Source organism: Cohnella panacarvi Gsoil 349, assembly GCF_000515335.1.
Lineage (GTDB): Bacteria > Bacillota > Bacilli > Paenibacillales > Paenibacillaceae > Cohnella > Cohnella panacarvi.
Genome location: NZ_KI911563.1, coordinates 3,286,569 through 3,297,888, shown reverse-complemented (window position 1 = coordinate 3,297,888; position 11,320 = coordinate 3,286,569). Strand labels below are relative to the sequence as shown.

Sequence of the window (11,320 nt, the reverse complement as noted above, 5' to 3'; positions counted from 1 at the left end):
TGTGCCTTACACCTCCGGATCGAGCGGGACGTAGTCTTTGCGTAGCGGATGGCCTTCCCAGTCGTCAGGCATCATAATGCGCCTGAGATCCGGATGGCCCGGAAAATCGATTCCTAGCAGGTCGTAGATTTCGCGCTCGTTCCAATTGGCCGTCTCCCAGATCGGCGTCGCGCTCGCCACGCTAGGCTGTTCGCGGTCGACTTTGACCTTGATGCAGTAACCTTCGCGAGCGTCCATGTTCCATGGATAATAGACAACTTCCATATAAGTCTCGTAATCGACGCCGGAGACGTTGCGCAAGTAATTGCAAGCAAGCTCCGTATGATTGCGGAACAACTGAGCCGATTGCAGCCAATGCTCATTCTTGATGACCAGCGTCGGCAGATGATCGTTCGGCTCGTTAATATACGATTCTTCAACCGCGTCTTCGGCTACCAACTCTCTGAGCAGCGTAACGACGCGATTCAAGCGCGGCTGGCTCGGCGAAGGCGGGGCCGGCGGGGCCGGCGGCGATTCCCCGGCAGGAGCGCCTTCCGCGGCTGCCGCGGGCGTTTCCGCAGTTGCCGGCGCAGACGCATTCGCTTGCTGAGCGGCTTTAGCCGCTTCCGCCGCGGCCTGGGCGGCAGCCGCTTTCGCGGCTTGCTTCGCTTCGAACGCCGCCTTGCGGCGGGCAGCCTTCTCTTCGTCCGTCTCCTTGCGAGGCGCCTCGGCGGCAGGTTGCTCTGCTGCCGGTTGCGCTGTTGCCGACTGCTCTGACGGCTGTGCCGGTGTCGCTTGCTCTGTTGCCGGTTGCGCTGCTGCCGACTGCGCCGGTGTCGCTTGCTCCGCACCCGGCTCAGCAGGCGCGGAACCCGCCGGTTGCTCGGTTGTCGGCTTGTTTTCGTTCTCTTCGCTCATCGGTCGATCACCCGCTTTCCGGTTTTCGCCTCGTAGCGGATCTTCTCTTGAAGCTTATTGATTCCATAGATCAGCGCCGCGGGATTCGGCGGGCAGCCTGGGATATAGACGTCAACGGGCACGAGCTGGTCGACGCCCTTCACGACCGAGTAGGATTTCACGTAAGGCCCTCCGGCTGTTGCGCAAGAGCCCATCGCGATAACCCACTTCGGTTCCGGCATTTGATCGTACAACCGTTTGAGCAACGGTCCCATTTTTTTCGTAACCGTACCCGAGACGATCATCACGTCCGCTTGGCGCGGGGACGTACGGAACATGACGCCGAAGCGGTCCAGATCGTAATGGGCGCCGCCCGACGCCATCATCTCGATCGCGCAGCAGGCAAGCCCGAACGTCAGCGGCCATAGCGAGTTGCTTCTCGCCCAGCCCTTAAGCTGCTCGATCGTGCCGAAGAAGACGTTGCGCTCGATCTCTTTGCGATCCTCTGGAGATACGTTCTCTAGATTGAATTCCATTTGAATACCTTCTTCCTCCAGGCATATACAAGCCCGATGCATAATAATCCTGCGAAGATGATCATCTCGGTCAATGCAAAGAGGCCCATTTGCTTATACGCAACGGCCCAAGGATAGAGGAATACGGTTTCGACATCGAAGATGACGAACATCAAAGCATAAAGATAGTAACGGACGTTAAAGCGAATCTGGCTAACGCCGACGGGTTCGTTGCCGCTCTCATAGGTCGTCTTTTTGGCATCGGTCGGCTTATGCGGACGCAACTGCTTTCCTAGCCAAAGAACGAAGATCGGAAACAAAATCCCCAGGATCAGGAAGACGGTAACAATGACGTAAGAATTGATGTACTTCTCCAAATCATCGCCTCCGCGATCAGTTATTTGACGCGCACTACGGCATGCTATGTAGACAAATCCATCCACAATTATAACAAAGGCTAACATTCGGTGTCCATGATAAAAGCGGTTTCATTTCCGACTCTTCGGGAATACCGGGAGAGATACATCCGGACAACGAACATTTCGTGCAAGTTCGACGCCGCAATCAGTCTGCGAGACCGTTGCAGGTACAACTCACACGTCTAAATATCGCGCATGCACAGTTAATTCGCTAAAAGTTCCGCCACACTCCGAAATAACCTGCATACGCAGTTAATTCTCTGAAAATCCCACCACACGCCGAAATAACACACATTTGCACTTAATTCGCTGAAAATCCCACCACACGCCGAAATAACACACATTTGCACTTAATTCGCTGAAAATCCCACCACACGCCGAAATAACACATATTTGCACTTAATTCGCTGAAAATCCCACCACACGCTGAAATAACACACATTTGCACTTAATTCGCTGAAAATCCCACCACACGCCGAAATAACACACATTTACACTTAATATTAGCAGAATTCCGAAAATCGGCTCAACCGCGCTCCAATAACTATCGTTTGGTTGTTATTCCACCCTTGGGTGGCGAACGGCTCACAAATAACTGCCGATTTGTTGTTATCTATCGCACCCTTTTATCGGTATCCCCCTCGCTCAGCCTTAATCATACCTCAGCAGATTTCGAGAACGCTGCAAACACAAATCACACCCCGAAAATAACATGCATACGCAGTTAATTCTCTAAATATCCCACCGCGCGCCGAAATAACACACATTTGCACTTAATTCGCTAAAAATCCCACCACACGCCGAAATAACACACATTTGCACTTAATATTAGTAGAATTCCGAAAATCGGCTCAACTGCGCTCCATTAACTATCGTTTGGTTGTTATTCCACCCTTGGGAGGCGAACGGCTCACAAATAACTACCGATTTGTTGTTATCTATCGCACCCTTTTATCGGTATCCCCTTCGCTCAGCCCTACTCAAACCTAATCAGTCTGCGAGAACATTGCAAGCACAAATCAAACTAACTCGACGCTACAGCTATCAGAAAGAAAAGACTGCCCTCGCGGGCAGCCTAGATGATTACCATATTCGGATCCTGAACGTACTCTCGCGACAACAGCTTGTCGAAATACTTTCTAGAAAGCGTTATTCTCTTGGATGACTTATGTATTTCGTACTCAAAGTAAGCGAAGGTGTTCAATCGATCGAGTCGCTTGATCTTCGGAATGTGAACGACGATGTTGCGGTCGACCTTTTCGAACTCATATCCATTGGCCTTCAATGCCGTCACTAGATAGGTCAGCGTCCCTGCGACGTAATAACAATCCTCCATCGTGTGGGCGAGAACCCATTTCTTCGACATATCGTATTCGAGAAATAAAAGCTTCCCCGCTGGAACATTGATGAATCCGTCTTTGCCTTCCTCGTCACGTGTAACAGCTAATTGAAGAATCATATGGGACTTGCCTCCATGAATTCGTTATTTCAAAAGCTCTTCAGGAGTTTCGTCTTGGTGCCAAAATGTCCAACAGGCTGTACTAACAACTATTACAGCTAACGCACCTAAAATTGAAGCAATGTTATAAACGAGCCTTTTCTTCATAGGTTCGTCCTCACCTCCTTACCATAACGGATCAAGGTTAAGCTCTGAACGAAAAATGAAGTTGTAACTACTGACGACCCAAACAAGAAGCTTGTCGAAATGATTACCATTGATAATACTTTCAGCAATGGGTAATACCTCTTTGGAATTCTAGTCTGCTTCTCGATTCTCGATGGAGAGAATACTAAAGCAATCAACAAACTGAGAAAAGTTAAAATGATTAAAATAGAATCTCCAAAATTTGAAAAGGATATTGCGGTGATCGCAGCTGTCGAGGCAACTATACACAGCCATCCCGATTCGAAATGGAATCCGCCAGATGCTTGTCTAATTATGGCGTATGAGAACAGCGCAATAGCTGTCTCTATATATCTGCCCGTGAATAGCGATACTAGCATAGAAAACAAAATTACGAATATCGTGTTCAACAAGAAAGAGATAGAATAAGCCAGCACTTGTTCCGATACCGGATGATGGGGAACAACAGTTTTAATTTTTTTAGCGATACCTCTAGATAAGATTCTGATCATCTATCGACATCCTTCCAACGTGAGTATAGTAAAAGAAGTGCAAATCCTATTGCAACGACTAATAGCAGACCAAATAATGACCTTATTGCCAATGTCACAACTATGACAACAAAAAACACAATAACCAAACTAATAATAAGAATGCGTTCCCATCTGAAACGAAGTTTTTCAAACTCAAAGCTAAACCCATAACCAAGCCTATAGATTACAAAAGCTATAGCAGTCCCAACTACACCAGAAACACATTGAACCATATAAATTTTCCATGTCGCATCCTGCACTTGATCCACCGTTAATGCAGAGAAAAACACTATTGATAATTGAATCAATCCAAAAGCCATGAATCCCGTTAATGCTATGATGATAGACCATATAATCGGAGTACCCGCAAAGAGCGTTATGAACAGAATACATATTAATAAATTAACTATAGGAGACAGAGTCGAAAGTGACGACTCTTCTCGAACAAAAAAGCTTACACAATTAATAAAAATATTCAAGAGAGTGATAGGTGTTAGGTATTTTGCCAAATCAATTCGGAACAAATAGAACATTAAAGCGAAAACGGCAAAGCCTTCAATAAACGAGAAGAACATATATCCGATGAAATTCTGCATTGTCCGTAACTCCTCGATTGTCTGCGACTCGACATCATTCTACACTTCCTTTTCTATCCTGATACTATATTTACCTGCCTAAACAGTCAAATAAGGCAAAAAATATCTAAAGAAGCCTGCAGACCCATATCTAACACATAGGCATGCAGGCTCTCCTTCATCCAAGCGTCGCGCTGAGCAGCCAGATCTGTTTCTGCAATTCGCCGATCTGGCCGACGAATAAATCCGTCGTTGCGTCGTCCCCTGCTTCCTCCGCTAGCTTCGCCGTCGTCTGTAAGCCTGCGACGAGCGCTTGCAAATCTTGCACCGCCAACTGAAGCATATTCGCTTCGTTTCCGCCTTGATCGGCTTCCTTCAGCGTAGCGTGTTCCAAGTACTCCTTCATCGTTGACAACGGTTTACCGCCGATGGTCAATATGCGTTCGGCAAGCTCATCCAGCTTCTCAGCCGCCAGATCGTACAGTTCTTCGAACTTCTCATGCAAAGTCGGGAAATGCGGTCCTTTCACGTACCAGTGAAAATGATGCAGCTTCACGTAAAGCACGGCCCAGTTGGATAGCTGCTCGTTCATGGCATGATGCAAGTTATTGTTCATAGCCTCTCCTCCATTGCTTACAGTCAGTCTCCTGCTTACTGTACCCCAGAGAAGCTATTTCCAATCAAAACACATAACGAACGCTAGTTATCCACAGTTTATTCCGGTTTTATCCCCAGACTACAGCCGTTATCCCCGTATTCCCCTGACTTATCCTCATTTCATGTCCGTTTGTCCACAATCCTGTGGATTAATCCAGACATATAAGAGCTTTGTATGAAATTTCGTCGGGGTCTACGACTCGGCAACTACAAAAATCGCCCTCCACCGGAATGAATCCAGTGAAGGGCGACTCGCGGTACTGCTTATTCTTTTTCGCCTGCGGCGTTAATACGGTTCAACGCGCGATGAAGCGCAAGCTCCGCGCGTCTCGCGTTGATGTCCGATTGCTTCTGGGCAAGTCGGCGCTCTGCGCGTTCTTTGGCCAGACGCGCGCGAGACAAGTCGATGTCCGCTCCGAGCTCGGCCGCTTCCGCGAGGATGACCACTTTGTCCTTGCGGACTTCCATGAATCCTCCATGGACAGCGATGAACGTCTCGCTGTTTCCGACTTTCGCTTTAACTGGAGCGATCTTCAAAGGCGTAACGAGAGGTACGTGGTTCGGCATAATGCCGAGCTCGCCCTCGACGCCCCTGGCGACGACCATATTCACGTCTTGCTCGAATACTTTCTTCTCGGGCGTGACGACTTCCAATCGTAAGGTACTCATGTCGATTCCCTCCTAACCGGCGGCGGATTAAACCGCGGCAGCGAGTTTCTTCGCCTTCTCGACGGCTTCTTCGATGATGCCGACGTTGTGGAAAGCCGGTTCAGGAAGATCGTCGTGCTTGCCTTCGAGGATCTCCTTGAAGCTGCGGATCGTTTCTTTGATCGGCGCGTATACGCCAGGGATGCCGTTGAACGCCTCGGCCACGTGAAGCGGCTGGGAGAGGAACAATTGCACGCGGCGCGCGCGGTGAACGACCACTTTGTCTTCCTCGGACAGTTCGTCCATACCGAGGATCGCAATGATATCGAGCAGCTCTTTGTAACGTTGAAGCAGCTTCTTAACGCCTTGAGCGACGTTGTAGTGCTCTTCGCCAACGATCTCAGGAGCCAGAATACGGGAAGAAGATGCGAGCGGGTCTACTGCCGGGAAGATACCCATTGCAGCGATGTTACGCTCCAAGTTCGTCGTCGCGTCCAAGTGGGCGAACGCCGTAGCCGGTGCCGGGTCGGTGTAGTCGTCGGCAGGTACGTAGATCGCTTGGATGGACGTGATGGAACCTTTCTTCGTCGACGTGATCCGCTCTTGCAGCTGGCCCATCTCCGTCGCGAGCGTAGGTTGGTAACCTACCGCGGATGGCATACGGCCAAGCAATGCGGATACTTCGGAGCCCGCTTGGGTGAAGCGGAAGATGTTGTCGACGAACAAGAGAACGTCTTTGCCCTCTTGGTCGCGGAAGTACTCAGCCATCGTCAAGCCCGTCAGAGCAACGCGCATACGCGCTCCCGGAGGTTCGTTCATCTGGCCGAATACCATCGCGAGCTTCGCGATAACGCCGGACTCGCTCATTTCGTGGTAAAGGTCGTTACCTTCGCGAGTACGTTCGCCTACGCCGGCGAATACGGAAATACCGCCGTGCTCGGACGCGATGTTGTGGATCAGCTCTTGCATAAGAACGGTTTTGCCTACGCCGGCACCGCCGAACAGACCGATCTTACCGCCCTTCGTGTACGGAGCGAGAAGGTCTACGACCTTGATGCCGGTCTCGAGCATTTCGGTCTGGGTCGAAAGTTCTTCGAACGTCGGAGCCGCGCGGTGAATCGGGCTGACCATGCTGCGATCGGGAGCAGCTTCTCCATCGATCGGATCGCCCAGTACGTTAAATACGCGACCGAGCGTTACCGGTCCAACAGCAATCGTGATAGGAGCGCCCGTGTCTACCGCGTCCATGCCGCGGACAAGTCCGTCCGTCGAGGACATCGCGACTGCGCGTACGAGATTGTCGCCCAAGTGTTGAGCGACTTCGGCCGTCAGGCTGATTGTGACATCGCCTGCTTGGCCTTCGATTTTAATCGCATTCAGAATGTCCGGCAGGTGGCCGTGGTCGAACTCGATGTCGACAACCGGACCCAGTACCTGGACAATGCGTCCCTTGCTCATTGGTGTCCCTCCCTTATTCTTCCCCCAAAAGTGACGTGAGCCTCCGAGGCTTATTCCGTTTTCTTTCCGGGGATTCCATTAAATCAATCCTATTAAGACTGTGCGTTCGCGCCGCCGACGATTTCCGCGATTTCCTGCGTGATCGCCGCTTGGCGTGCTCGGTTGTAGCTTAGCGTATACGAAGCGATCATCTTCGTCGCGTTCTTCGTTGCGTTGCCCATCGCGGTCATACGGGAACCGAACTCGCTCGCTTTGTTGTTCAGCATCGCGCTGTACACGAGCGTCTCCGCGTACTTCGGCAGAAGAACGTTCAGTACTTCTTCCGCGGACGGCTCGTATTCGTAGTCCGCTTTCGCGCCGTTCGACCCGCCGTCGAGCTGGGAAGGATCGAGCGGAAGCAACTGCTTAACCGTCGGAATTTGCGATAATGCGTTAACGAACAGGTTATACACCACGTAGACTTCGTCATACTGGCCGTTCTCGAAACCTTCGACCGCAGCGGATGCGACCGGCTTGATATCGTGGAACGTCGGAGAATCCGACAAGCCCGTAATGACTTCCGCCAGAGGATAGTTTCTGCGGGACAAGTACGCTTGGCCTTTGCGTCCGATAACGAAAATCGCGTATTCGTCTTTCGACGCATGCTTCTCGCCGATCGTGTTCGTCAGCTTGCGAAGCAAGTTCGAGTTCAAACCGCCGGCAAGACCGCGGTCGGAAGTGATCACGATGTAAGCCGTCCGTTTGATCGGACGCTTAACGAGCATCGGATGCTTCACGGAACCGCCGCTAGACGCGATGCTGTCCACGACTTCCTTGAGTTTGTCCGCGTAAGGCTTCGATGCGAGCGCAGCGTTCTGCGCGCGTCTCAGCTTAGCAGCGGCAACCATCTCCATCGCTTTCGTGATCTGCTTCGTGCTTTGCGTGGTCTTGATCTGGCGTTTAATATCGCGCATACCTTTAGCCATTCGATTCACCACCTTGTTGCCGTGCCCGGCGGCGTGCCGGACACGGGTGCTCGCTTATTCAAGCGGTAATGCGTCTATCCGAGCGTACACGGCAATCATCGTCCTTCGAGGACGAGATGACGTTTACGTCAAGCTTACGCTTTAACGGCGAAGCCTTTTTTGAACGCGGCGATCGCTTCGACAAGCGATTTTTCGGTGTCGCCCGTCAAGTCTTTCGTATCGCGAATGGAAGCGAAGATTTCAGGACGGTTCGCATCCACGTAGGACAAGAACTCGGCTTCGAAGCGGCGAACGTCTCCGACCGGAATATCGTCCGTGTGGCCACGGGTTACGATAAACAGGGATACGACCTGGCGCTCAACCGCAAGCGGTTGGTTAACGCCTTGCTTCAGAATTTCGAGCGTGCGGATACCGCGGTCGAGACGCGACTTCGTCACTTTGTCGAGGTCGGAGCCGAACGCTGCGAACGCAGCAAGCTCGCGGTATTGGGCAAGGTCGGTCTTGAGCGTGCCCGCTACCTTCTTCATTGCTTTGATCTGCGCGGACGAGCCTACGCGGGATACGGAGATACCGACGTTAACCGCCGGACGTTGGCCGGAGTAGAACAGGTCGGATTCCAAGAAGATCTGGCCGTCCGTAATCGAGATTACGTTCGTCGGAATGTATGCCGATACGTCGCCTGCTTGCGTCTCGATGAACGGAAGCGCGGTCAAGGAACCGCCGCCCAGCTCGTCGTTCAGCTTGGCAGCGCGCTCGAGCAAACGGGAGTGCAGATAGAATACGTCCCCTGGATAAGCTTCGCGGCCCGGAGGACGACGGAGCAAGAGGGACAGCTCGCGGTATGCCGCGGCTTGCTTGGACAAGTCGTCGTATACGATCAGAACGTGCTTGCCATTATACATGAAGTATTCGCCCATTGAGCAGCCCGTGTACGGAGCCAAGAACAAGAGCGGAGATGGTTCGGAAGCGGAAGCCGTAACGACGATCGTGTAGTCCAACGCGCCTTGTTTGCGGAGAGATTCGACAACGCCGCGAACGGTCGATTGCTTCTGTCCGATGGCTACATAGATACAAATAACGCCGTTGCCTTTTTGGTTAACGATCGTATCGATCGCGATTTGCGTTTTACCCGTTTGGCGGTCGCCGATGATGAGCTCGCGTTGACCGCGGCCGATTGGAATCATCGCGTCGATCGCTTTAATGCCGGTTTGCATCGGCTCATGTACGGATTTACGCGCCATTACGCCCGGTGCGGGAGATTCTACGGGACGGAAAGCCGTCGTAGCGATCGGACCGTTGCCGTCTACCGGTTGGCCGAGCGCGTTCACGACGCGGCCGAGCAGAGCATCGCCGACCGGAACTTCCATGATGCGTCCCGTTCTTTTGACTTGGTCGCCTTCGCGGATGCCTTTGTAAGGACCCATGATAACGACGCCGACGTTGTCTTCTTCCAGGTTGAGCGCCATGCCGACGACTCCGCCTTCGAACTCGAGCAATTCGCCGGCCATACATTTCTCTAAGCCGTGTACGCGAGCGATACCGTCACCGATCTGGATGACGGTGCCTACGTCAACGACTTGAATATCGGATTCGTACTGTTCGATCTGCTTCTTGATCAGCGTGCTGATCTCTTCGGGCCTAATACTCAACTCGTTCACCCCTGTCTCCATTGCTTACTGAATATAATGTTAGATCGCCGCGTTCCGCAGCGCTTTGTCCAATCGATCTAGCTTGCCCTTCAGGCTGCCGTCGTAGAGCGTATCGCCGATGCGAACGGTCACGCCGCCGAGCAAATCAGGGTTGACGGCACTCGTCACGCGCACGGTTTTGCCGAGCAGCTTGCCGAATTTGTCCGCCAGTTTGTTCTTCTCGTCCTCCGTCAGCGGTGTCGACGAGGTCACGTGCGCGTCGGCGCGGCCGAGCGCCGCGCCCGAGACTTGCAGGTAAGCTTCCAATACGGAAGCGATCTCTCCTTCGCGTCCGCGTTCGATCAGCAGGCTGATCGTATTCAGGACGAACGAGGATGCTTTGTCGTCAAAGCCGCTTTTGAGCGCTGCGACTTTGGCGGACAGCGCGATGTTAGGCGCGCTGAGGAACGCGCGGATCTTCGCGTCGTTCTCAAGCGTTGCGACGACGAGACTCAGCTTGTTCTCCACTTCGGCGACGAGTCCTTGCTCTTGCGCGAGCTGGAACAGCGCTTTTGCGTAGCGTTTCGCTACAACCGTGCCGCGGCTCATGACTTCGTTCCTACGTCTTCGAGATATTTGTTAACGATTTCCGAATTGGCCTTCTCGTCGACTTGCTTCTCGATGATCTTGGACGCGATCTGTACGGAGAGTCCACTGACTTCCGCTTTAAGCGAAGCGACCGCTTTGTTCTTCTCGGACTCGATTTCGCGTACCGCTTCGTTCTTAAGACGATCCGCTTCGTTGCGGGCGGCGACTACGATATCGTCCGCTTGCTTGGAGCCCGTCGATTTCGCGAGTTCGATAATATCGTAAGCTTCTTTGCGCGCTTGTTGCAGCGCTTGCTTCTGTTCCTCGATATACTGATCCGCTTCAGACCGGTTCTTTTGAGCGGTTTCCATTTGCTCTTGCACCATCTGGCGGCGCTTCTCCATAATGCCGAACAGCGGCTTGAACGCGTACCTCTGAAGCAGCAAGAAGAGAATGAGGAACGCAATTAGCTGAATGACGAAATTTTCCCACAGGAAATTCACCGATCTTCACTCCTTTCGCACGACCCTATGTCGCTATCATTCGTTGACTCAAAAGGAGGGCGCGGAGGCATTGGCACTCCCCGCCCTATCCCAGTTATGCGAATTACTCGGCTTGGCCCATCAGCAGGAACGCAAGAACGAGGGAGATGATCGGCAATGCTTCTACCAGACCAACGCCGATGAACGCCGTCGTTTGCAGCGCGCTGCGTTGCTCAGGTTGACGCGAGATACCTTCGATCGTCTTGCTGAAGATCATACCGTTACCAATACTCGCGCCGAACGCGCCCAGACCGAAAACAATTGCAGCTGCCAAAAGACCGTATTCCATTAG

Annotated in this window: 15 protein-coding genes; all 15 read right to left on the bottom strand. The window is 52.3% G+C overall.

Features of this window, described 5'->3' with window-relative positions:
- Window positions 1-6: 6 nt before the first annotated feature.
- Entirely contained in the window at window positions 7-897 is an 891-nt protein-coding gene (locus COHPA_RS0115920; protein ID WP_027087155.1) for an NADH-quinone oxidoreductase subunit C, read from the bottom strand.
- A complete protein-coding gene (locus COHPA_RS0115915; protein ID WP_027087154.1) occupies window positions 894-1,412 on the bottom strand; it encodes a NuoB/complex I 20 kDa subunit family protein in 519 nt (172 codons plus the stop codon). The genes COHPA_RS0115920 and COHPA_RS0115915 overlap by 4 nt, the downstream gene beginning before the upstream one ends.
- A complete protein-coding gene (locus COHPA_RS0115910) occupies window positions 1,397-1,768 on the bottom strand; it encodes an NADH-quinone oxidoreductase subunit A (RefSeq protein WP_027087153.1) in 372 nt (123 codons plus the stop codon). The genes COHPA_RS0115915 and COHPA_RS0115910 overlap by 16 nt, the downstream gene beginning before the upstream one ends.
- 1,117 nt (window positions 1,769-2,885) lie before the next feature.
- Window positions 2,886-3,269, bottom strand: coding sequence for a LytTR family transcriptional regulator DNA-binding domain-containing protein (locus tag COHPA_RS0115905; protein ID WP_027087152.1), 384 nt, complete (start codon window positions 3,267-3,269; stop codon window positions 2,886-2,888).
- Between the two features lie 24 nt (window positions 3,270-3,293).
- Window positions 3,294-3,416 carry a cyclic lactone autoinducer peptide gene (locus COHPA_RS25220; protein ID WP_084760746.1) on the bottom strand — a complete coding sequence of 41 codons (123 nt, stop codon included), beginning with the start codon at window positions 3,414-3,416 and terminating at the stop codon, window positions 3,294-3,296.
- The gene (locus COHPA_RS26495) at window positions 3,413-3,946 is read right to left on the bottom strand and encodes an accessory gene regulator ArgB-like protein (protein WP_027087151.1); all 534 of its coding nucleotides are present in this window, start codon (window positions 3,944-3,946) and stop codon (window positions 3,413-3,415) included. The genes COHPA_RS25220 and COHPA_RS26495 overlap by 4 nt, the downstream gene beginning before the upstream one ends.
- The gene (locus tag COHPA_RS0115890) at window positions 3,943-4,563 is read right to left on the bottom strand and encodes a hypothetical protein (protein WP_027087150.1); all 621 of its coding nucleotides are present in this window, start codon (window positions 4,561-4,563) and stop codon (window positions 3,943-3,945) included. The genes COHPA_RS26495 and COHPA_RS0115890 overlap by 4 nt, the downstream gene beginning before the upstream one ends.
- Window positions 4,564-4,720: 157 nt before the next feature.
- Complete coding sequence (locus COHPA_RS0115885) at window positions 4,721-5,158, bottom strand: Dps family protein (protein ID WP_027087149.1); 438 nt, start codon at window positions 5,156-5,158, stop codon at window positions 4,721-4,723.
- 305 nt (window positions 5,159-5,463) lie between these two features.
- Window positions 5,464-5,868 carry a F0F1 ATP synthase subunit epsilon gene (locus COHPA_RS0115880; protein ID WP_027087148.1) on the bottom strand — a complete coding sequence of 135 codons (405 nt, stop codon included), beginning with the start codon at window positions 5,866-5,868 and terminating at the stop codon, window positions 5,464-5,466.
- 27 nt (window positions 5,869-5,895) lie between these two features.
- Complete coding sequence (atpD, locus tag COHPA_RS0115875; RefSeq protein WP_027087147.1) at window positions 5,896-7,305, bottom strand: F0F1 ATP synthase subunit beta; 1,410 nt, start codon at window positions 7,303-7,305, stop codon at window positions 5,896-5,898.
- Between the two features lie 92 nt (window positions 7,306-7,397).
- Complete coding sequence (atpG, locus tag COHPA_RS0115870; RefSeq protein ID WP_027087146.1) at window positions 7,398-8,270, bottom strand: ATP synthase F1 subunit gamma; 873 nt, start codon at window positions 8,268-8,270, stop codon at window positions 7,398-7,400.
- Window positions 8,271-8,404: 134 nt separating this feature from the next.
- Window positions 8,405-9,919 (bottom strand): F0F1 ATP synthase subunit alpha, encoded by a 1,515-nt coding sequence (atpA, locus tag COHPA_RS0115865; protein WP_035121096.1) that lies wholly within the window; start codon window positions 9,917-9,919, stop codon window positions 8,405-8,407.
- A 39-nt stretch (window positions 9,920-9,958) separates the two neighbouring features.
- Window positions 9,959-10,507, bottom strand: a complete 549-nt coding sequence (locus COHPA_RS0115860) for a F0F1 ATP synthase subunit delta (RefSeq protein WP_027087144.1) — start codon at window positions 10,505-10,507, stop codon at window positions 9,959-9,961.
- Complete coding sequence (atpF, locus tag COHPA_RS0115855) at window positions 10,504-10,989, bottom strand: F0F1 ATP synthase subunit B (RefSeq protein WP_027087143.1); 486 nt, start codon at window positions 10,987-10,989, stop codon at window positions 10,504-10,506. The genes COHPA_RS0115860 and atpF overlap by 4 nt, the downstream gene beginning before the upstream one ends.
- A 103-nt stretch (window positions 10,990-11,092) precedes the next feature.
- Window positions 11,093-11,317 carry a F0F1 ATP synthase subunit C gene (gene atpE / locus COHPA_RS0115850; RefSeq protein WP_027087142.1) on the bottom strand — a complete coding sequence of 75 codons (225 nt, stop codon included), beginning with the start codon at window positions 11,315-11,317 and terminating at the stop codon, window positions 11,093-11,095.
- Window positions 11,318-11,320: the final 3 nt, after the last annotated feature.